General features: G+C 47.9%; 18 protein-coding genes. 12 read left to right on the top strand and 6 right to left on the bottom strand.

What is annotated here, in order from left to right:
• Positions 1 to 7: 7 nt before the first annotated feature.
• The 8 genes from MHI55_RS11545 (at position 8) to MHI55_RS11580 (ending at position 8,313) form a co-directional block, all read left to right on the top strand.
• Positions 8 to 961, top strand: a complete 954-nt coding sequence (locus tag MHI55_RS11545; RefSeq protein ID WP_340390060.1) for an alpha/beta hydrolase — start codon at positions 8 to 10, stop codon at positions 959 to 961.
• 68 nt (positions 962 to 1,029) lie between these two features.
• Positions 1,030 to 1,743 (top strand): class I SAM-dependent methyltransferase, encoded by a 714-nt coding sequence (locus MHI55_RS11550; RefSeq protein WP_036670268.1) that lies wholly within the window; start codon positions 1,030 to 1,032, stop codon positions 1,741 to 1,743.
• Positions 1,744 to 1,811: 68 nt separating this feature from the next.
• The gene (locus MHI55_RS11555; protein ID WP_211081698.1) at positions 1,812 to 1,997 is read left to right on the top strand and encodes a hypothetical protein; all 186 of its coding nucleotides are present in this window, start codon (positions 1,812 to 1,814) and stop codon (positions 1,995 to 1,997) included.
• 55 nt (positions 1,998 to 2,052) lie between these two features.
• On the top strand, positions 2,053 to 2,490 hold the full coding sequence (locus MHI55_RS11560) for a GNAT family N-acetyltransferase (RefSeq protein WP_036609514.1): 438 nt from the start codon (positions 2,053 to 2,055) through the stop codon (positions 2,488 to 2,490).
• Between the two features lie 219 nt (positions 2,491 to 2,709).
• The gene (locus tag MHI55_RS11565) at positions 2,710 to 3,168 is read left to right on the top strand and encodes a MarR family transcriptional regulator (RefSeq protein ID WP_036609512.1); all 459 of its coding nucleotides are present in this window, start codon (positions 2,710 to 2,712) and stop codon (positions 3,166 to 3,168) included.
• Positions 3,165 to 6,332 carry an MMPL family transporter gene (locus MHI55_RS11570; protein WP_340390062.1) on the top strand — a complete coding sequence of 1,056 codons (3,168 nt, stop codon included), beginning with the start codon at positions 3,165 to 3,167 and terminating at the stop codon, positions 6,330 to 6,332. Before MHI55_RS11565 ends, MHI55_RS11570 begins: the two co-directional genes overlap by 4 nt.
• A 200-nt stretch (positions 6,333 to 6,532) precedes the next feature.
• Entirely contained in the window at positions 6,533 to 7,159 is a 627-nt protein-coding gene (locus MHI55_RS11575; RefSeq protein WP_017689264.1) for a GDSL-type esterase/lipase family protein, read from the top strand.
• A 92-nt stretch (positions 7,160 to 7,251) separates the two neighbouring features.
• Positions 7,252 to 8,313 (top strand): phosphotransferase, encoded by a 1,062-nt coding sequence (locus MHI55_RS11580; RefSeq protein WP_101313420.1) that lies wholly within the window; start codon positions 7,252 to 7,254, stop codon positions 8,311 to 8,313.
• A gap of 113 nt (positions 8,314 to 8,426) precedes the next feature.
• Here MHI55_RS11580 and MHI55_RS11585 read toward each other — a convergent pair whose 3' ends face one another.
• From MHI55_RS11585 to MHI55_RS11595, 3 genes are all read right to left on the bottom strand, one after another.
• The gene (locus MHI55_RS11585; RefSeq protein ID WP_026081149.1) at positions 8,427 to 9,104 is read right to left on the bottom strand and encodes a tetratricopeptide repeat protein; all 678 of its coding nucleotides are present in this window, start codon (positions 9,102 to 9,104) and stop codon (positions 8,427 to 8,429) included.
• A 14-nt stretch (positions 9,105 to 9,118) separates the two neighbouring features.
• Positions 9,119 to 11,107 carry a translation factor GTPase family protein gene (locus MHI55_RS11590; protein ID WP_340390064.1) on the bottom strand — a complete coding sequence of 663 codons (1,989 nt, stop codon included), beginning with the start codon at positions 11,105 to 11,107 and terminating at the stop codon, positions 9,119 to 9,121.
• Between the two features lie 142 nt (positions 11,108 to 11,249).
• On the bottom strand, positions 11,250 to 12,125 hold the full coding sequence (locus tag MHI55_RS11595; RefSeq protein WP_076208950.1) for an AraC family transcriptional regulator: 876 nt from the start codon (positions 12,123 to 12,125) through the stop codon (positions 11,250 to 11,252).
• Positions 12,126 to 12,317: 192 nt separating this feature from the next.
• On the opposite strand from MHI55_RS11595, the gene MHI55_RS11600 reads away from it, so the two are divergent.
• Together MHI55_RS11600 and MHI55_RS11605 are read left to right on the top strand one after the other, a co-directional pair.
• On the top strand, positions 12,318 to 13,835 hold the full coding sequence (locus tag MHI55_RS11600; protein ID WP_340390066.1) for a tagaturonate reductase: 1,518 nt from the start codon (positions 12,318 to 12,320) through the stop codon (positions 13,833 to 13,835).
• Entirely contained in the window at positions 13,832 to 15,346 is a 1,515-nt protein-coding gene (locus MHI55_RS11605; RefSeq protein WP_340390068.1) for an altronate dehydratase family protein, read from the top strand. Before MHI55_RS11600 ends, MHI55_RS11605 begins: the two co-directional genes overlap by 4 nt.
• Before the next feature lie 101 nt (positions 15,347 to 15,447).
• Here MHI55_RS11605 and MHI55_RS11610 read toward each other — a convergent pair whose 3' ends face one another.
• The 3 genes from MHI55_RS11610 to MHI55_RS11620 all read right to left on the bottom strand — a co-directional run bounded on the left by MHI55_RS11610 (position 15,448) and on the right by MHI55_RS11620 (position 19,590).
• Positions 15,448 to 16,134 (bottom strand): hypothetical protein, encoded by a 687-nt coding sequence (locus MHI55_RS11610; protein WP_340390070.1) that lies wholly within the window; start codon positions 16,132 to 16,134, stop codon positions 15,448 to 15,450.
• 34 nt (positions 16,135 to 16,168) lie between these two features.
• The gene (locus MHI55_RS11615) at positions 16,169 to 17,125 is read right to left on the bottom strand and encodes a WYL domain-containing protein (protein ID WP_101313422.1); all 957 of its coding nucleotides are present in this window, start codon (positions 17,123 to 17,125) and stop codon (positions 16,169 to 16,171) included.
• Between the two features lie 437 nt (positions 17,126 to 17,562).
• Positions 17,563 to 19,590 (bottom strand): beta-galactosidase, encoded by a 2,028-nt coding sequence (locus MHI55_RS11620; RefSeq protein WP_340390072.1) that lies wholly within the window; start codon positions 19,588 to 19,590, stop codon positions 17,563 to 17,565.
• A 128-nt stretch (positions 19,591 to 19,718) separates the two neighbouring features.
• Here MHI55_RS11620 and MHI55_RS11625 point away from each other — a divergent pair, with 128 nt between their 5' ends.
• Both MHI55_RS11625 and MHI55_RS11630 read left to right on the top strand, forming a co-directional pair.
• Positions 19,719 to 20,552, top strand: a complete 834-nt coding sequence (locus MHI55_RS11625; RefSeq protein WP_340390074.1) for an AraC family transcriptional regulator — start codon at positions 19,719 to 19,721, stop codon at positions 20,550 to 20,552.
• Between the two features lie 143 nt (positions 20,553 to 20,695).
• Positions 20,696 to 21,484 (top strand): alpha/beta hydrolase, encoded by a 789-nt coding sequence (locus MHI55_RS11630; protein WP_340390076.1) that lies wholly within the window; start codon positions 20,696 to 20,698, stop codon positions 21,482 to 21,484.
• Positions 21,485 to 21,517: the final 33 nt, after the last annotated feature.

Genomic DNA, 21,517 nt, shown 5'->3' on the forward strand with positions numbered 1-21,517 from the left:
CTCGTTCATGTTATTCTACGTACTTGCAGCACTGGTACTGATCGTTCTTGCTCTTCTGTGGGCAGGAGGGCTTTATTTTTTCAAAACGGCCATTCGCCGTACGCCAAAAACGTTTTTGGTAGATAATCCAAATCTGATGCCTGAACCGGACAATGAAATCATTAGCAGTGCTTCTGACCTGAAGTGGCTGGATGCTCAGCCTACAGAAGAGATATCTCTTCAATCACATGATGGATTAAAACTGTATGGTACATGGATCGGTTCCAATAAAGGGTCGGATCAGACGGTTATTCTGGCACATGGTTATTCGGGGAGAGGCAGAGAAATGGCTGGATTCGCCCGGTTTTATGCGGAAAAGCATGGTTATAACGTACTCATGCCAGATGATCGAGGTCATGGACAGAGTGAAGGTGATATCATTGGTTTTGGCTGGTTAGATCGGAAGGATTATGTCCAATGGACGAACTGGGTGCTTGAAAAAGTGGGTACACAAGGTCAAATCATATTGCACGGCATATCCATGGGAGGAGCAACCGTACTGATGACAGGTGGTGAAGTCCTGCCGATTCAGGTTAAAGCCATTGTATCTGATTGTGCGTATACATCCGTGGAAGAAGAGCTGACGTTCCAGTTGAAGCAATTATACAAGCTCCCTGCATTTCCGTTTATACCTGTCACAAGTCTGATCTCCCGGTGGAAAGCAGGGTATTCCTTTAGAGAGGCTTCGGCTCTCAAGCAGCTTGCCAAAGTTAACGTTCCCGTGTTATTCATCCACGGTGAGGCTGATACGTTTGTACCAACGGAAATGGTGTACAGGTTGTATGAAGCTTGCCCAACCAAAAAGGAATTGCTGACCGTCCCCCGTGCCGGTCATGGCACAGCGTTTCAAGTCGATCGCACCGGATATGAGGCGGCACTGGAATCCTTTATGAAGAAAAATCTGTCACCTGCTTTTAATTGATTTTTTTGTGACGATCTGGGTATTAAGTAGAAGATGCAAATCATTTTCTAAACGATGGGGGTATCTTGATGGGAAACGAACAATTTGAGGCTGCACGAAAAGCAGAGGAAGGTTATCATTCCAATTTCTATCAGAATAATGAATTATTCGCCTCTGGTACCTGGATGTCGAGGCCCATGCCTATGGTGATGGATATGCTGGAACGCCTACTTGCTCACAAGGAGGAATTGCGTGTCCTCGATCTGGGATGCGGAGTGGGGAGGCATACGATACCGATTGCACAGCGCCTTGCAAAAACGAAGAGTGAAGTCATCGGTGTGGATTTACTGGATGAGGCCGTAGACGGACTTCGCAAGTATGCGAAAGAATATCAGGTTGATCATATCGTGCAGGCAGTGAAAGCAGATGTTGAACATTATGCTGTGGAGCCAAACTATTTTGACTATATCGCTGCTTGCTCTTGTCTGGAACATGTCTCAAATAAGCAAGCCTTCATGGAAGCGATAGACCGGTTACAGGCCGGAACTCGTACAGGGGGCATTCATTGTATTACGATGAGTACTAATGTGGAGGAGAAAGAAATCAATACAGGCAAGGAGATTAAACCATTAATTGAACTGAACCTGCCCACAGCCGAGGCGATTGCTATACTGGAGGATGCCTACAAAGGCTGGAATATTCTGCTTCAGGAACACGTTACACAGACGATTGAAGAGGAAAAGTATGATGAACCGACACAATTTCGTTGTGAACTGCTTCGTTTCGCTGTGCAAAAGCAATAAATTCTCTGCCGGGACCTGACAATGGACCCGGCACTCTTAATGTGTGGTCTGAAGGGAGCTCGTTAAGGATGAATACATATGTAATAGGGATGGATGGAGGAGGGAGCCACACGCGTGTGGCTGTCGCAGATCAGAACGGGAAGATTTTATCCTATGTGCAAAAGAATGGTTGCAACCGTTATCACGATACTAATGCTGAGCAAAATGTGCTGGAGGGTATCGGAGCTGAATCGGCACACGACTTGAACTTTTAGAGGCTAACGACTACAATACGATAACGGAAACAAGCAAGGTATAGGAGGAATCAAGGTGTTAATTAATCTGAAATCACGCATACAGGAGCCGGAAGTACAGGAGCTATTGTCCTACTCGGTCTTTCCTGATCCGGATCACTTGAACCGTGCGTTGCAACAATATGTAGAGAAAGACGAATTGCAAATGGGCGGTTACGAAGATGAGGGACAATTGATCGGTCTGATTGGATATGAGAAGACAGGAACAAGTGAGGTTACCATTCATCATATCTCGGTTTTGCCTGAAAACCGCTTTAAAAATTATGGACGTGGTATGATCTCACAACTGTTGGCAACATACAACCCTGATAGACTGATTGCGGAGACCGAGCTGGAAGCCGTCGAGTTTTATCGGAATACGGGGTTTGTGGTATATAGTCTGGGTGAATTATACCCAGGTGTGGAGCGATTCCGTTGTGTGCTTGAAAAAGAGGAAGATACAGACGAAGAGTAGCACAGAGACCTTTTATTACTTTAAGAAATATATGGATTATCATCAGTACAGGATGTTGGATTTGGCAATGAGCTGAGTCGGACGTCCTGTTTTTTTGTCGTTTTCATCTAAAAAGCAGGAAAAAAGTATTGCTTTGTAAGATTGTTTCATTATAGAATAGTTTCACAGGAGAATAGTTCGTTAAGTGAACTATATAGATTTGGGAAAGGAGAATGAAGAATGAGTACACCGGATGCAAAAAGTTTGGTGAACCGCTATTTGGATGCTTCCTTTATGGTCAATAAGCGGTTTGATACGCGGATACGCGAACAAGTGGGGCAGACCATAACGACCGATCAGTTCTGCGCACTTCGTCTGATTGAAGAGAAACCTTTCTGCACGCCCTCTGATCTTGCAGAGCTTCTGTGTATAGGTAAGAGCAGCATTACCGCTTTGGTCAACAAGCTGGTGGATCGCGATCTGGTCCATCGGGCCGGGGATGAACGTGACCGCCGCGTTGTATATCTGACACTGACGGATACCGGACGACAGGTATACAGGGAAACAGAACAGGAAATACAGCAGATTCTGGAGCCGTATCTGGTTCATTTTAAACCGGAAGAAGTCCGAATTTTCATTGAATCTTTTGAGAAGCTTGCAGCTTTGCTATCGCATGAAGGAGGACGGGAGAACGAATGAGAACGATACTAAAAGCAAGATGGTGGTTAATGGGGCTATGGGTTGTTGTAGCTGCCGTGTTGATGTTTACCGCCCCTAACATGAGTGAACTGATTCGGGAAAAGGGACAGTTTTCGGTTCCGGAAGGGTACTCTTCCACCCAGGCAGCAGCGATTCTGAATGAAGCTGCAGCACAAAAAGGAGAACAACAGGGGAGCCAGATCGCCCTTGTATTCTATAATCCCGATGGTCTGGGTACCACGGGGAAACAAGAGGCAGAGAAGGCCGTTAAGCAATTGGAGGCCGACAAGGAGAAGCTCGGTATTCTGTCCATTCTGGAACCTTTCTCTCAGCCTGAACTGTCCGAGAAGATGATCTCAGCTGACGGAAAAACGATTCTAACATCGCTATCCATTGATCAGGGAGATCGTACGGTCAAGGAAATGCGGGAAGACCTGAATGAAGCATTGAAGTCCGTCAATGTGGAGCACTACATAACCGGTAAAGGTCTGATTGATGAGGACACCATTGAAAGTTCCCAAGAGGGGCTTAAGAAATCGGAATATATTACCGTTGTCTTTATTTTACTCATTCTGTTCCTGGTCTTCCGTTCGTTTGTAGCTCCGTTTGTACCGCTACTGACGGTGGGGATCAGTTACATTGTATCGCAACAGATTGTTGCATTTCTGGTGGATGGGATGGACTTCCCGATATCCACGTTTACACAGATCTTTATGGTCGCCGTCATGTTTGGGATTGGTACGGATTACTGCATCCTGTTGATCAGTCGGTTCAAGGAAGAACTGGCTCATCATGAGAATACGTGGGATGCCATCATTGCGACCTATCGTACTGCCGGTAAAACGGTACTCTTCTCAGCACTAGCTGTGCTGGTTGGATTCATTGCGATTGGCTTTGCCCAGTTTATGTTGTACCGCTCTGCGGTTGCCGTAGCTGTAGGTATTGCTGTGATGATGCTTGCCTTGGTGACCATTGTGCCATTCTTCATGGCGGTGCTGGGCAAGAAGTTATTCTGGCCGTCGAAGGGTTCACTTGAACATGCCGAGAGCAAAATCTATGGTGCAGCTGGTCGCTTTTCACTTAAACGTCCATGGGCTGCGCTGCTCATCGTTGCAGCTGTCTGTGTGCCTCTTCTGGCAACCTACGATGGCAAACTGTCGTTCAATAGTCTCGATGAGATTGGTGAGAAATATGATTCCGTAAAAGCATTTAACATTATCTCTGACAGCTTTGGTCCGGGTGAATCGTTGCCGGGTCAGATCGTCATCCAGAACGATGAAGCGATGGATAATGCGAAATATATGGCCGTTGCCGAGAAAATTAGCCGGGAAGTAGAGAAAGTAGCTGGAGTCTCTGGTGTCCGTAGTATGACACGACCTACGGGTGATGAGATTAAAGATTTTGAAGTTACACAGCAAGTGGGAACATTATCGGATGGACTGGGTGAAGGCAAGACGGGTTTGGACAAAATCCGTGATGGCCTGAGTAAAGCCAGCAGTCAGCTAAGTAAAAATGAACCACAGTTAAAAGAAGCTGCTGATGGAGCAGGTGAACTTACCAAAGGAACCTCCCAGTTGCAATCGGGTATCACGCAACTCAGTGAGGGACTAGGGCAGATTGAAAAAGGTATTCGTGATGGTTCCGCAGGTGCGGGTGATCTGAAAGCCGGACTTCAGCAAGCCAAAACGAGTGCAGATCAGCTTGCGCAGGCGAACAATCAGTTGCTTGAAGCCTATCGTCAGGCGGGAGCAGGGGTCGCTGCACTGGGGGATGGAACCCGCGAACTGGAACAACAGCTGAACGGGGTTTCAACAGCTCTAACCAGTCTGTCCGAATCCTTCACAGCACTTGAAGAGCGTTATCCTGAATTGCAGCAAGATGCTGATTACCAGCGTATCAAAGGTACGATTGGTGAAACAGGTTCTGGCACAGCACAGCTTGCGCAAGGTTTGGGTCAGATTAAGACCAAACTTGGGGAAGCCGCTGCTGGAATTAATCAGGCCAATGAAGGGTTTGCCTCCGCAGCAGCCGGACAAAAGGCGCTTGCCGATGGCCTGGGCCAGATTGTAACGGGAATCGGTCAGTTGCAATCCGGTCTCAAACAGGCTGCGGATGGTCAGGGCAAAGTGATTAGTGAAATTCCTTCCATTCAGGATGGACTTGGCCAGCTTCAGGGTGGTCAGGAGAAAATCCAACAAGGCTTCTCGGATCTGAGTGGTCAGCTGACACAACTGACAGATGGACTGAACCAGAGTGTCGATGGAATTAAACAGGTATCCGGTGGACTGGATTCAGCGCAGGACTACCTGACGCAATTGCAAAATTCACCAGATTCCGATCTGGCAGGCTGGTACGTTCCTGATGAAGCACTGAACAGCAAAGACTTCACACAGGTATTTGATACGTATCTGTCTGAAGATCGGAAAACGATGACGATTGATGTTATTTTCGCCGAAAATCCATACGGAACAGAAGCCATTGATCGTGTTCCTGACATTGAGGCGGCAGTACATCGCGCGGTACAAGGCAGTACACTTGAAAAAGCAGATATCGCCATAGGTGGCGTTACCAGCACGTTTGCAGATTTGCAGGAGATCTCGAATAACGACTATACACGTACTGTAATGCTGATGCTGGCAGGCACATTTATTATTCTGGTTGTACTGCTTCGCTCGGTCATTATGCCATTGTATCTGATTGTTTCCTTATTACTGGCTTATTTCACATCGATGGCGTTAACCGAAGTGATCTTTGTTAATATCCTCGGATTCGCAGGCATTAGCTGGGTTACTCCGTTCTTCGGATTTGTTATGCTGATTGCACTTGGTGTGGATTATAGCATCTTCCTGATGGACCGTTTCAATGAGAACAAAGGTATGAAAGTACAGGATGCCATGTTGTACGCGATGAAGAACATGGGAACCGTTATCCTCTCTGCAGCAGTCATTCTGAGCGGTACATTTGCTGCCATGTATCCATCTGGTGTTCTCTCGATGATGCAGATTGCTACAGTAGTCCTTAGCGGACTGATCTTGTACTCACTGCTGTTCCTGCCATTCTTCGTCCCAGTGATGGTGAAGATGTTTGGCCGGGCCAACTGGTGGCCGTTCCCGAACAAGGAACAATCAGATTCCGTTGATTCGGATCGGACCATAGGCATGTAATGCATTGCAATGAATCAGGCTCTGCCGCGTTATGCGGCAGGGCTTTTTTCTTTTTTTACTTCTAAAAGAAAACTACAATCTTGTGCAAAAGAAAGGTGCATGCCTAAGGACACCATCCCGCGCCTTGTCGTCCCGCTCATCATAAGATATAGAGCAGTTCATTATTGTTCAGAGAAATCACAGCAGAGAGGGGCGACGGGATGGTATATCGATATGTGGCTATAGGAGATTCATTAACGGTAGGTACAGGAGCGTTGCTGGGCACCGGCTTTGTTCCTTTATATCGGCGAATGGCAGAAATGAATGTTCGTACGTTTGTATCCATGGAAAATATGGGCGTCAATGGACTGACGTCGGGGGAAATGTTGCAGATGATCTCTTCGCATCCCCGAGTGCGGCAATCGCTCCGTGAAGCGGATATCATTACCATATCCATTGGCGGGAATGATCTGATTCGTACGTTTAAAGCAAGTAATGGCATTCCAAATGCCAGCAAAATGACACAGGTGCTCGGAGAAACCCGCAGTAATGTATCTCAGATCATGCGGCACATTCGGCAGTTAAAGGGCAACCATGAGTATATGGTCCGATCCATCGGATTGTACAACCCATATCCACAAGCGACGGAAGCTGCATACTGGGTGCGCCAATATAATTCGTTTTTGAATGGAGCCGGATCAGGCAACTATGCGTGTGCTCAGGTCTATGACAGGTTTGAAGGTCGTGAACGTGAACTGTTGTTCTGGGATAGAGTACATCCTAATGCAAGAGGGTATCGTGTCATTGCGGAGCAGCTTAATCGGACGGGATATTACCCGTTCTCTTGATCACTTTGGAACAGAACTAGACCAAGCGATGGACTTCCTTTAAGATAAATAAAAGACAGTTCCATTTTGTGAGATAAAGGGGTTAATTTTTGGTGCAAAACATCGATTCCGGTTCCCTCCATCCTTCAGAGCAGCAGCGTATATCCGAAGTGTTGGCCTTATATGGTTTCACATCGGACTGGAAAGGCGAGCGTGGAAAGGGTGGGATGAATAATTCTACTTACATGCTCCATGTAGACGGGACTAATTACGTCATGAGACAATATGAAACACATAATGATCCGATGAAAATCACCTTTGAACACGAGGTGCTGGCAGCCCTTCAACGTTCGAACTTTAAGCTTGATACACCTTCACCTGTAAGGCGGTTATCTGGTGAGGGAGGTACATTCCTTCCTGTAAAAGATACCCTCACTGGTCATACCAAAATAGTGACTCTGTTTCATTATAGGGAAGGCGTCAATCCCATCTGGCACACACCAGATCAATTGATAGGGCTCGGTAAAGCGGCGGGGGCCCTGTCTACTGTTATGGCTACGCTGGATATACCACTTGAACCTGTGTATCCACCATACTATCGAATTCAGGATGCGTATCCGCTCTGTTCACCAGAACGATTATTACAGCTATGCACATCGCCGCCGGAGCAATTGGCCGCATGTACAAATGAGTTGAAGCAACTGAGAGAGGCGCTTCCAGATCTGTTTGAAGCCCTGCGGGGCATGGAACATCTGCCGCATCAATTGGTTCATGGGGACGTGAATGCCTCGAATGTGTTGGTAGATCAGCAGGATGGTGAAATCTGTGCCATTTTGGATTTTGAATTTGCGACATGGGATTTGAGGGTAATGGAGCTGGCTGTTCCGATGTCTGACCTCCTTACCATGGACAAGAGTGAAGATTGGATGTGGCAGGCACAGGAGGGACTGATCAGGGGATTTGGGGAACAGGTCAGCCTGAAACCGGAAGAGTTGCTGGCCATACCTCGATTGATTTTGCTGCGTAGTCTGGATGTGGTCATGCATTTCATCAGTCGGATGTTCGAGGGTACAGATGAGCCGGAAGTGGCTGTGGAGCAGATTGTGAAGCTCAAACAGCGGATCGACTGGATGAATCTCCATGAAGAACGACTGTGTGAGATATTGGTGTATTAATATCGCTGTTAAGAATAAAGTGCACTGGTTCTGCTCATACGAGGGCAGAGATCAGTGCACTTTTATTGGTTAGAAAAGTGATATATGAAGATTACGGTGTATAGCGGATGACATTACAATCCACGTTTGCGGAACCAACTGCGGACAGCCCAGCGGCGCTCCTGACGTTTTTTGTATTTGGGTAACGAACGATAAACGTTCAACGATTGCTCGTATGCCTGCTTCGCGTCTGCATTGCGCCCAAGGGAACGGTGAACCGAACCGAGCAGATAATAAGCTTCACTGGAAGAGGAATGAATCTCCTGAAACTGATGCACATAATCCAGCGCTTTGTCCTCATGCGTATCTTTGAAGGCTCCAGCAAGGGTTAGGTACGGGCGTCCGTACTTAACTCTGGGGTTGATCTCGAGTGCTTGCAAAATATGACGTTCGCCTTTTTCGATGTTGCCCAAATGAAGCTCAGTTGTTCCTAATGCCTCCCAGTACTCAGCTGATTGCTCGTATGGGCGTTCCAGTTCAAGCAATAACGCATGTGCCTCACTGTAACGCTTGCGCTCAATTAACAGGCGAGCCAGTTCCAGCTTGGAAGAAACTTCATTAGGACTCATGGCAAGCTGTTGCCGAAGCCGTGAGATGTTACGCATACGTTTGAGAGGTTTCGTGAAGCTTGGGAACACCCCAACGTAACGACGATCCAGGAAATACAGTATAACGAGTAAAATGAGGATGGCAATGAACGGATTACCTACAATCCGCCATAAAAGGCCAAAGATAAGAAATTTAATAAGCACAGGTTCAACTCCATTTATGATGTAATCGCGTTTCGTACACTTAAAATATATTTCGACTGATCCAGCGGGTTAACTCCTCTGCGTTTGCGCGTATGATTCACATCCGCAGGACAATCTTGGTATCCGGCAAACGAAGTCGTAAGCACTCCGCGGCCGCTGGTCTCGGAACGCAGTTTCACCGGATAATCCATTGAGGTGGCAAGAGGCATAACTCCTTCAATAATACAACGTCCGCTACCGATGACGGGGGCTTCGAAGGTTGCCCGCATATGTACCAGATCACTAAGGGCCTTACCGCCGTATTCCTCCGGGACCGTCAGCCGGAACTGAAGAAGGGGTTCCAGCAACGTGGTACCTGTTCTCGACAATCCATCCATGATTCCCATAGGCGTGGCTACAACAAAATCCAGGGGATGTGTATGCCAGACATGATGTTCCCCTTCCACCAGCGTGATGCGCAGATCGGTTACTTCCCAACCGAGCATACCTTGAGACAAGGCTTCCGGAATTCGTCGTTCAACTTCATTCTGATAACGTAACAGCAGATCTTCTGTCCTTACGGTTGAGGCATAGATCAGACCGCTTCCGCGAGGCAAAGGTTCAATCTTGAAGCGAAGGATGGCCCAGCAGGGCTTAGGCATCGTATAAGCGATGTAACCTTCTCCGGCTGTACGTGGTGTCTCCTTATAGATGACGGATGGCGGATCAAACACGACATCCAATCCGAAACGACTCAGCAACAGGCTGGATAAAATCTCAAGCTGAATGGTTCCCATGACCTTGAGATGCAGTTCTCGTTCCTCCGGCAACCATTGCAGGTCGAGTAAGGGGTCTTCATCCGTCAACTCTTGCAATGCTGCGACAAGATCGGGGTAACGTGCCGGGTCCTTGCCATGTACTTGTACGGTCAGCAAAGGCACAGCCATCTGTGGCAGAGGAGGTACACCTTCAGGATTGCCGATAATGTCACCCACATGTGTGTCACTCAGTCCATACAGCGCAGCAATCTGCCCCGCGTGAACGGCACCGGTATCCGCCCATTTTCGTCCATCCATACGGCGAATCTGCGTCACTTTCTCTTCAAGCTCCCGCGTCGAATTATGGATGGTATCCCGATTGTGTAAGCTGCCACCATACATACGGACGTATGCCGTGCGGCCCATCGTACGGTCACGTTCAATTTTGAACACAACACCGGATACGGGAGAGTCCACTGGTTGTGCAGGTGGAGGCAGAAATGCAAGGACCGTGTCCAGCAATGCCGTGACGCCAATTCCTTTGCCGGAAGCCCCATAACACACAGGGAACATCTCACCCTGATGCACATACCGCAGGAATGCTTCATTCAGATCCCTTTGTGATAACGGAGTCTCCTGGATGTAGGCTTCCATGACCTTTTCGTCCAGCTCGGCAAGTATCTCGACCAGACCTGGAATGGAAGGTGTGCCATCTGACAGAGAATCTTGATTCGGGTTCCATAGCGAGTCGATGCCATGAAATGAATCTTCGTGGAACTGATACGTTTGGATTTCGCATGCGAAAGGGGACAGGGTGGAACGAATCTGCTCCATTACCGCTGGGGCAGACGCACCAATCCGATCCATTTTATTAATATAAATGATGGTTGGGATGCGAAGTGAACGAAGGGCATGCCAGATGGCTTCACTCTGGGATTGAATGCCTTCTACTGCCGACAGAATGAGAATAGCGCCATCCATTACCCGTAGCGTTCGCTCTACTTCGGAGCTAAAATCAATGTGACCAGGCGTATCAATGAGGTCAATGATGGTGTTCTTCCAGATCAGAGAGGTCATGGCGGCCTGAACGGATATGCCACGTTCTTTCTCAATGTCCAGGGAGTCTGTGGCTGTTGTTCCGTTATCTACACGTCCCGGACTGCGGACGACACCACTCTCAAATAACATATGCTCGGTGGTGGTTGTTTTCCCCGCATCCACATGGGCGAAGATGCCAATATTCCTGCGATTCAATTCGTTTAACATGGAATGCTAAGCTCCTCTGACAACGGAATGCAATGTTTCCGGCAAGTAATAATCCAGATTATCATACCACATCTTCCATATGGAAGAATATGTGGATATATATGATTAGACCCAGGCACCTATGTTCCAGTCTGGTTCTATTTTAACGAGAACTGTTCATGGTTCTGCGGTATGCTGCGGGCGTTGTACCGGTTAATTTTTTGAATTGACGGTAAAAGTGGGGCAGGCTGTCGAACCCGCAAGCATCGGCAACGGCTGCCATCGTCTCATCACCTTGCACCAGATGCTCTTTCGCCATAATGACCCTTCGTGCTAATGCGTAATCCGTTAGAGTCATTCCCGTGTATCGTTTGAAGGCACGACTGAAATGGGCAGGGGATACAGAGGCGTACTGCGCCAGTTCAGGGAGGGAAAGGCCATTCCGAAGGTTCTCGTCAATATGAGAGATCGTAGAAGAGAGCCATGAGGGACCCGGAGCGGATTTACCCGGATTCGCAGGTCCCGCAGCTTCCAGACGTTCCAGAAAAATGAGCAACAGTTGCAGCCTTAACAGGGCCGCATGTGCGCTTAGATGATGACCGAGCTGGAATTCGGTCTGAATATCATCAATGAGGGCAGCCACCTGTGATTGCTCCTCTGTGTTCAGATGCCTCTTATACACACGTTGTTTACGACAACGTTCAAACAGGCTTAGCAAAGAAGAAGCAGCACCTCCGGCGGTGGATGCCAGTAAGCCCGGGCTGAAGAACAATGCGGAAGATGTGACAGGATTGCCTGCATCCGGCAAGGCTCGGTGAACCGTGCTGCCCGGTATAATGAACAGATCTCCTTCCTGCATATTCTCAAGTCCCGTATCAATAAAGATGCTTCCCTGACCCCGATATACATAGATAATTTCATGCCAGTCGTGAAGGTGATCTGGCAATTCGTTCTGAGGGGATTTGGTATCGCTGTACACCAGGCGGAACGGAATACCGGATTCTGCTTGAATAGTCGTACGAACAGGTGAACGTTCCATAAAGACTCCTTTCCAGACGATCGTCTTCAACGAGATGTTATACCTGGTCATGAGAGAGTATATTTACCGCAATATAAGCAATTTAATTTCCTTTTATTGATGATACAATGAATTTAAAGCGTTTACAATAAAAGGGTGCAGAGCCTTCGAGCTGCATTCCGACAGTACAAATAATCGATGAGGTGAGTGTCCATGTCGGCAAGCACGAAACGGCCAAGGTTGAAGCTGAATTTACTGGGGAGCGATGGTCAGCGCAAGTGCAAGGAGATTATGGAACGTCCTGTGAAGGTTTTGCAGATTGGAGAAGGTAATTTCTTGCGGGGATTTGCAGACTGGATGCTTCATGAGAGTGCCAGACAAGGCAAATTCCATGGAAGTGTAGCTGTTACCCAACCACGACCGGGAGGCAAAGCCAAGCTGGAGCAGATTCGTGATCAGGATGGATTATATACGATGATTACACGAGGGCTGTCTCAAGGGAAGCCGGTTGAGCGGACAGAGTTGATCTCCATTTTCTCACAGTGTATTAATCCGTATGAGGAATGGGATGCCTTTCTGAACTTGGCGGAACTGCCTTCACTTGAGTTCGTTATTTCCAATACAACCGAATCAGGATTGAAATATACGTATGCGGACTATATCGAGGGTGAACCGGTCCAATCATTTCCGGGGAAATTAACGGTTTTCCTGCATCAGCGATATTTGAAATTTGATGGTGATCCATCCAGAGGTTTGATTCATCTGCCATGTGAGCTGCTTGAAGGCAATGGTGATGTGCTTCGCAGTTGTGTCCTCCGTCATAGTGAGGATTATGGGTATTCGGATGGCTTCCGTTCATGGATCGAGAACCATAATCACTTCCTGAACAATCTGGTAGATCGAATCGTAACAGGTGCGCCGACCCAGGAGGAAGCCGATTCCCTGACGAATCGCTGGGGGTATGAGGACCAGTTGATTAATACGGCAGAGCCATATCATTTTTGGGCCATTCAGGGTGATGAATCATTGGACAAAAAACTTCCTCTCAAGCAGGCAGGTCTCAATGTACATTGGGTGAAAGATCTGAAGCCTTTTCAGGTACGCAAAGTTCGTATTTTGAATGGGGCACATACCTTAATGTCATCCCTCGGCATTCTGCAAGGTAAGCAGCATGTGAGAGAAACGATGGAAGATCCACATTTTGGCTCATGGATCAGGGAAGCTGTGCATCAGGAGATCGTGTCTGCTCTGGATATGCCCGATCATCAGCTGGACCAGTATGCAGAAGAAGTATTCGAACGGTTCCTTAACCCGTATATTGATCACAAATTGCAAGATATTGCTTTGAATACGATCGGAAAATTCAAGGTGCGTGTGCTGCCAACACTATTGTCTTACGAGCAAAATCAGGGAAGTTGGCCAGAACGTTTAATTCAAGGGTTTGCTGGATTATTGTGTCTCTATCGTCCGGTAAATACGCCAGAAGGTTACAAGGCACAACGACTGAATGGGGAAGATATTCTGCTGCGGGATGACCCGGATGTCCTGGCTGCTTTGGCTGCACACTGGGACGGTTATGACACGCTTAACAGGGATCAGAACCAATTGGATGACCGGGTAGCGGCCGTGTTGTCGGATACCTTGATCTGGGGCGAAAATCTGGATGCAAGAGAAGGGCTGCGTGCATCACTTGTTCGTGAAATCGGATTGTTGGAAGGTGAAGGGAAATGAACACAACAAGTACAATCAATGACTGGATTGCCATTCAACCACAGGATGATGTCATTATAGCGCTTCGGGATTATGCCAAAGGAGAATGCATTACCCTGCCAGACGGTGTTTCTTTTACCTTGCTGGATGACGTGCCCAAAGGGCATAAGATTGCTGTGCATACCCTGGCACCGGGTGATGATGTGATGAAGTATGGTTTCTCCATCGGGATTGCCCAAGAGCAGATTGAGCAGGGAAGCTGGATTCATAGTCACAACCTGAAGACGGGTCTGCACGGATTACTTGAATATGAGTATCAGCCGGGCGCGCAGGTTCAGACGGACATGCCTCCGGAACATCTGCGCTCATTTGATGGATATTTGCGCCCCAATGGTGACGCAGGTATTCGTAATGAGATCTGGATTGTGAATACGGTTGGATGTATCAATAAAGTGTGTGAAGCTTTGGCACGTATGGGGCAGTCCCAGTTTGGAAGCCGGGTAGATGGTGTATTTCACTTTCCGCATCCATTCGGGTGTTCACAGCTTGGTGATGATCTGAAGTATACACAACAGTTGCTGGCCTCCTTGGTGGAGCATCCGAATGCAGGAGGCGTGCTCGTCATCGGTCTGGGCTGTGAGAACAATCAGGTCGATGAATTCCGTGAGTGTATTGCTCCGGAATACCGCGGTAAAGTACGGTTTCTCAAAGCACAGGAAACGGATGACGAGCTTGAGGAAGGGCTTCGACTGATGGAAGAACTTGTGGAGATCGTTGAACATGAACAACGGCAGCCGCTTCCGCTCAGTAAACTCAAAATTGGGTTGAAGTGTGGCGGTTCCGATGGTTTATCCGGCATTACAGCCAATCCACTGGTCGGTGCAGTTGCTGATATGTTGGTTGCTGCCGGGGGTACGGCTATTCTGACGGAAGTTCCGGAGATGTTTGGTGCGGAGACGATCTTGATGAACCGGGCTGCCAATGAGCAGGTGTTTCACGATTTGGTGGACCTCGTGAACGGCTTCAAGCAATATTTTGTGAACCATGGCCAGAACATCTATGAGAATCCTTCACCTGGGAATAAGGCTGGTGGCATCACAACGCTAGAGGAAAAGTCACTTGGGTGTACGCAAAAGGGAGGACGTTCTTCCGTAGTCGACGTTCTACGTTATGGCAAACGTGTAACTCAAACCGGTCTGAACATTGTAGAAGCACCGGGTAATGACTTGGTATCTGTAACGGCACTGTCTGCGGCGGGTGCACATATTGTGCTCTTCACAACAGGGCGGGGGACTCCCTTCGGAGGTCCGGTACCTACCGTCAAGATTGCGACCCAATCCGATCTGGCGAATCGCAAAAAACACTGGATTGACTTCAACGCAGGCCAGCTGTTGGAGGGGAAGACGATGGATGAGGTGAAAGTGCAGTTGTTCAGCCAGCTGATTGACATTGCTTCAGGACGGTCACACACACTTAGTGAGCAGCATGGATTCCGGGAGATTGCCATATTCAAGGATGGCGTAATTCTCTAAATCCATTGTCGATGGGGGCTGTTGATCGTCTGGGTTACATTATATGGTGAACCACAGCCAATTCCGGTTGAAATTTGCACTACAACCGGGATTGGCTTTATTTAGATTCCACGGATGCCAAACGCTTTGGAGATGCTTGATAATGCTGCAGGTGAAGCATGTTGTTGTAGTTGCACAATCAATAGTTCACGTGCCTCTTCTATGCTGCCTTCATATGGCTTAATGCCGTGACGTTCCATCCAGTGACCAGCAGTTTCGTATGCGGAGCTGTTCCAGGCGACTTTGCCTTCTGCGAGCCCTTCTTTTTCTTTGGTGCCACTGATCACAATGGCTGCACAGCCCTGAAGGTCCAGAAGTCCACGGTCAAATGTTTTTTTGTCCTCTTTTGCCCCGAAACCGGCTTGTGATCGCAAGGCACGTCCATCGATGCCTTCTTGTTCTGCAACTAACGCATGGAGTTTGAACGCTTCACGGGAGAGTAGACCCGCTTCATACTGTTCCTTGATAGTTCTGGAATCGGCAAGCAGTCGGTGTACCCAAGGGAAGTATTCAGATGAGACAAGAAGCGCTTTCTTTTTGACAAATTTTCCATATGCAGCAATGCCCTCTTCAGCCAGGCGTGAACGCCATAACCAAGGATCGAATTCATCATCCTTGTGCCAATGTTCTTTGGGGGTTAGCGATGACAGAGAAGGATAATCGGCAAATAGTGGTGCCAGAGGCAGCAGCCCTATAGACTCGATACGCTGTACTGCTTCTTCGTACGTTATAACGGCTTCATATGTCATGATATCAGTAGGCTCCTTTTTGTGTGTAGTCAAGCTACGACTTGGTTGAAGCAAGGTATCTCCGGCTCACTTCCTCGGCATGCTGACGAATCTCACTGCGAAGTTGGAGAGGTTCAATCACTTCGGCTTCACGTCCTAATCGGTAAAAGAATCGTACGGCCCAGTCCCATTCCCCTGGTGGACAAAGGAATGATAATTCCCAGAGATCCGGGGCAATTTCAGTCATCTTTTCACCAATATGCTCGTCCTGTTCAGCTTCAATCATTCCCCGATAACTCAGTTGTACCTTAACCAGGGTTGGCGGCTGTTCTGGAGGGGTCGGCTTACTCTGCTGTTGCTCTGCCTGTTCATTAAGCATCTGTGCATCCTGTGGTTCGATCGCTTTGACTTCGATAATTCGGTCAACCCGGAACAGCCGTTGTTCAACATGTTCGAGGGAATATGCTTCACAGTACCAGAAGCCAGAGGAAGCATATACCCGTGTGGGACAGATATGCAACCAACGCTGACGTGATGCGGAGCGATACAGCACACTAAGCCACCCGTGTTCGGGTATACATGCCAGCAGTGCGTCCAGATGAGGAAGAATGTAATTGCGGTCTGGAATATGATGATGCAGTTGTTTGAGCATGGGATCAATTCGCGACATAATATCATCCGGAATGATAGCCTTAACTTTGTTCATCAGGGTCCAGCGTTTCTCATGAAAGGGTGTGTCGGCGTAGCGACTTAGACCTTCAAGAGCGAATAAGAGCGTCGCTGCTTCTACCGGGTCCAGCTGTAATGGGGGTAATACGTAACCCTCCATAAGACTGAAACCGCCTCCCGGACCGGAAATGGCAATAATGGGCACATTCATCTCGGAGAGGGATTGAATATCCCGAAGAATCGTGCGACGGGAAACCTCAAATTTCTCACCTAATGAGTGTGCCGTTTCGTGACCATGCTGTAATGCCATTACAATGGCAGCAAGCCGATTTGTTCTGTTCATGTCAGCCACTCCGTTTCGATCTGCGCCGCCGGAAAGTGATGTCGTAGTATATTTCAATTGTAACAACGAATAAGTGACATCATGAGTGTCACCAATTTTTCAACTGTTCATTATTTTATAATGGATCAGCATCAGGATTCACAAGCATGTTCCGGCAGGCGTTGTTAAAATGTGTTTCTCGTCCAATTCGCTTTGCATACTGATATTTCCTTCTATCAAAAAGACCACAGATCATGCCAAAAACCCGTATCCGGTGTAGACGGATACGGGAAGTAGCAGCTTTTGGCTTACAGAAGACGATAAAGGTCTGAAATCTATACCAATATCCTCGCTGAAGACAATAACAAGTATAAAAGGAATGAATATGTGACACTTTGTATCGCGGGAATTTCTATCACATTATATTATTCCGAATGATTTCAATTAAGCGAAATCGCTTATTTCATTTCGAGCAATTGCACTCCACGGGCTTCAATCTCAACACTTCCCGAAAGCTCACGATTGGTGAGCAGATCATGTGCCTTAGCTGTTCCCAGATCATAGGATTGTGTGGTTGCGTTATGGTTCATGACAAACAGGTAGGGTTTGCCGTCTTTGGTTCGTGCGCTTACTTCAACACCTTCTGGTGTCTCAAGCAAGGATTCTACGTTCTTGGCTGCTGCAAGCTGTCCCAGCAAACCATCCAGGAAGTGCTCATCCGGGTCGGATGCAACGTACCAGGCTTCACCTTGACCAAAGGTATTACGTGTCACAACAGGCATGCCTTTATAAAAGTCGTCTCCATACTCCGCAATGATTTCGGCTCCTTCACTGTGCAGCAGGTCACACAGCATACCGCACCCATACTCTCCTTGAAGATCACCGTAGGTTTCTTTAAGGACAATGCGGTTCTTTTGCTCAGGAAGCAGGGCATCAATCTCTTCCACCCAGATTCCGAGCAGTTTACGAAGTTCTCCCGGATATCCACCTGTGGTCACGAGATCGTTCTCGTTGACAATGCCGCTGAAGAAGGTCGTCAGGAATGTTCCACCTGCTTCAACATACTTCTCCAGTTTGGCGGCAAACCCTGGTTTAACCATGTAAAGAACAGGGGCAAGGACAATGTCGTATTTGCTCATATCCGTATCCACACTGACGATATCTACCTGTATGTTGCGGCGGAAGAAGGCTGCGTAGTATTTATGGATCTGATCCACATAGTTCAGGGCAACCGTAGGTCCGCTTGATTTTTCGATGGCCCACCAGTTATCCCAGTCGAACACAATGGCTACTTTGGATTCAACAGATGCATCCAGCGTGGTATCTCCAAGGATCTGCAATTCCTTGCCCAGCTCAGCGACTTCGCGGAATACACGTGTATTCTCATGCCCAGCATGCTCAATAACTGCACCGTGATACTTCTCACAGGCACCAATGGAGCGGCGAAGCTGGAAGAACATGATGGTATCGGCCCCGTGCGCAACAGATTGATAACTCCACAGACGCATGACACCTGGACGTTTCAGTGAGTTATACGGTTGCCAGTTCTGCTGACTTGGTGTTTGCTCCATCAGCATGAACGGTTGACCATCCTTCAATCCGCGCATAAGGTCATGAGCCATTGCCGTGAAGCTGACGGGTGTTGCGAGACCAGGATAACTGTCCCAGGAGACGATATCCAAATATTTTGCCCATTTGAAATAGTCTAATTGCTTGAAGAATCCCATCAGATTGGTAGTAACAACGGAGTCCGGAATATGTTTTTTGATCGTATTGTATTCCAATAGATAACAATCCAGCATGCTGTCGGAGTTGAAGCGAGAGTAGTCCAGCGAGATTCCCTGGAACGTTGAATTGTTGTTACCCCAATGTTCGCTCAGGTTGCTTGGTAATACAATTTCGTCCCAATCGTAGAAGGTATGCCCCCAGAAATTCGTATTCCATGCTTTGTTGACCTGTTCCAGAGTCTGATAGCGTTCTTTCAGATACACGCGGAACGCTTTCTCACAGTTGTCACAGTAGCACTCACCGCCATATTCGTTGGAGATGTGCCATACGAGAACCGCGGGGTGATCCTTGTATCGTTCGGCCAGTTTATCCGCAATCTTCTCAGCGTATTTGCGATAGGTCAGGCTGTTGGGACAGGAATTATGGCGCCCACCGAATTTTCGTTTGCGTCCATCGGCATCTACACGAAGCACGTCTGGATATTTCTTTGCCATCCAGGCCGGATGGGCAGCAGTGCTTGTTGCAAGGCATATATAGACACCGTTTTCATGTAAACGATTAATCAGTTGGTCGAGTTCTTCAAAACGGTAAGTAACTTCATCAGGCTGAATCAGTGCCCATGAAAATACGTTGATTGTGGCAATATCAATGCCTGCCAATTGGAACATGCGCAGGTCTTCAAGGTGGGTTTCGTGATCCCACTGTTCCGGGTTGTAATCGCCCCCGTAGAACATTTTGGGCAGTTTGTTACTAATCAATGTGTTCACCTCTTGTATAAGAATAATCCTATACTATATGATACATATGACTTTTAAAATATAATAAAAGTAATGACTCATATAAGAATACGGAAGTTTACTTCAACTTATACCCAAGGAGGCATCCCATGTTTATCTCCCACCGACATCAACGATATTTCATGACGTCACGTGATCAGCCGTTGCCCCTTTATATTGAGAGCCTAGGTTATAACGGCAATCAGGAGAAGGTGTCCAGACCTGTGGGGTATCCCTGTTACCATTGGCTTCAGACAGTAAAGGGAGCCGGAGAATTCAAGTTTGCCGGGTCCACGGTCGTACTGGGGGAAGCATCAGGTATTTTGCTGCCGCCAAATGAACCGCATGAATATGTGCGCGCCCAAGGAGAGTGGGAGACATTCTATATTACATTTGGCGGTTCCCAGTGTCCGGCAATCTTGGAGTCACTTAGTCTGGGTGAAGCAGCGTTGCATCAGTGGGAGCAGAGCAGTCCGTTCAATGATTACGGCCAGGAAGTGCTGGATTCGATCAGAAGTGATCAGGATTTGTCGGGACTCGAGGCGTCAGCAGATATATATCGATTTCTGATTTTGCTCAAAAAACATGGCATGACCGGCAATCGCTCTTCGATCTCTCATGCCGTGGAGAGACTCGCTCCGCTCATTGCATTCATGGAACAGCATTATGCGAATCCTGAGATTGGTCTCGAACATATGGCTGACGTCACGGGGATCTCATCCAGACATCTGAACACCTTGTTCAAGCAGTCCTTTGGCATGACAGCCTATAGTTATTTCATTTTGCTGCGTATCCGCAAAGCCAAGGAAATCATGACCGGGGATACCGCCCTGACGATTAGGGAGACTGCAGTTAGGGTAGGGTTTCGAGATGCAAGCCATTTTGTAGCAACTTTTCGCAGGATTGAGGGGGTGACTCCTGAACAGTTCCGTAATTTGTACTAACATGTACCCAAATGATCAAAAAGTGATGCCAGGAAGGTATTGATGCGTTAGGGTCATTACCGTTATGATGGTATCGATTCCTGAGATTCGAAAACGTTTAAACGGACCCATGTATCCGTTCTACTTGGAGAGGATGATTGAAGATGACAACAACTATACCCTTATGGGATCATGCTGCACCTTATGCAGCCCAGGGCCATGAAGACGAAATGCCAGATTTGATTCCATTTATTCAGCCCGGTTCCGAGAGCGCTGTCATTGTATGTCCAGGGGGCGGCTATGGATTTTTGGCTGATCATGAAGGTGCTCCAATAGCCGAATTGTTGAACCGTGCAGGTATAAGTGCATTTGTCCTGAATTATCGGGTTGCGCCTCACCAGCATCCTGCACCTATAACAGATGGTCAGCGTGCCATACGTTATGTTCGTGCTCATGCTGAGCAGTACGGCATTAACCCTGCCAAGATTGCAGTACTTGGTTTCTCCGCAGGCGGACATCTCACAGCAACACTGGGAACGCTGTATGACGAGGGACAACCGGATCATGAGGACCTCATCGAACGCCAGAGTTCACGCCCGGACCGAGTTATTCTCTGTTATCCGGTCATTACGATGGAGTCCTATGGACATGCCGGTTCCCGTGAGAATTTGCTTGGGTCGGACGCCTCTGCCGAGCAGATCAAGGCTTTCAGTGCGGAGCAGCAGGTAAGAGCGGATGCTCCTGAAGCGTTCATCTGGCATACCAGCGATGACCAGGCAGTGCCTGTAGAGAATAGCTTGCGTTACGCACTTGCATTGGGTGCGCATGGCATCCCCTATGACTTGCACGTTTTTGAGAAAGGGTCACATGGACTTGGATTGGCTGAGGACAACCACGCGGTTCGGGTATGGTCAGATCTGTGTCTCACATGGCTCAAGAATCAAGGCTGGTAATCACTGATTGGATAACAACTTAACGGTCTGATT

The organism is Paenibacillus sp. FSL E2-0151, assembly GCF_037993015.1.
GTDB lineage: Bacteria > Bacillota > Bacilli > Paenibacillales > Paenibacillaceae > Paenibacillus > Paenibacillus amylolyticus.

Coding starts and splice junctions, on each gene's coding strand:
- MHI55_RS11605 (WP_340390068.1), top strand. CDS start 13,832: ATGAACACAACAAGTACAATCAATGACTGGATTGCCATTCAACCACAG.
- MHI55_RS11625 (WP_340390074.1), top strand. CDS start 19,719: ATGTTTATCTCCCACCGACATCAACGATATTTCATGACGTCACGTGAT.
- MHI55_RS11600 (WP_340390066.1), top strand. CDS start 12,318: ATGTCGGCAAGCACGAAACGGCCAAGGTTGAAGCTGAATTTACTGGGG.
- MHI55_RS11565 (WP_036609512.1), top strand. CDS start 2,710: ATGAGTACACCGGATGCAAAAAGTTTGGTGAACCGCTATTTGGATGCT.
- MHI55_RS11555 (WP_211081698.1), top strand. CDS start 1,812: ATGAATACATATGTAATAGGGATGGATGGAGGAGGGAGCCACACGCGT.
- MHI55_RS11615 (WP_101313422.1), bottom strand. CDS start 17,125: ATGAACAGAACAAATCGGCTTGCTGCCATTGTAATGGCATTACAGCAT.
- MHI55_RS11590 (WP_340390064.1), bottom strand. CDS start 11,107: ATGTTAAACGAATTGAATCGCAGGAATATTGGCATCTTCGCCCATGTG.
- MHI55_RS11545 (WP_340390060.1), top strand. CDS start 8: ATGTTATTCTACGTACTTGCAGCACTGGTACTGATCGTTCTTGCTCTT.
- MHI55_RS11595 (WP_076208950.1), bottom strand. CDS start 12,125: ATGGAACGTTCACCTGTTCGTACGACTATTCAAGCAGAATCCGGTATT.
- MHI55_RS11570 (WP_340390062.1), top strand. CDS start 3,165: ATGAGAACGATACTAAAAGCAAGATGGTGGTTAATGGGGCTATGGGTT.
- MHI55_RS11610 (WP_340390070.1), bottom strand. CDS start 16,134: ATGACATATGAAGCCGTTATAACGTACGAAGAAGCAGTACAGCGTATC.
- MHI55_RS11630 (WP_340390076.1), top strand. CDS start 20,696: ATGACAACAACTATACCCTTATGGGATCATGCTGCACCTTATGCAGCC.
- MHI55_RS11575 (WP_017689264.1), top strand. CDS start 6,533: ATGGTATATCGATATGTGGCTATAGGAGATTCATTAACGGTAGGTACA.
- MHI55_RS11550 (WP_036670268.1), top strand. CDS start 1,030: ATGGGAAACGAACAATTTGAGGCTGCACGAAAAGCAGAGGAAGGTTAT.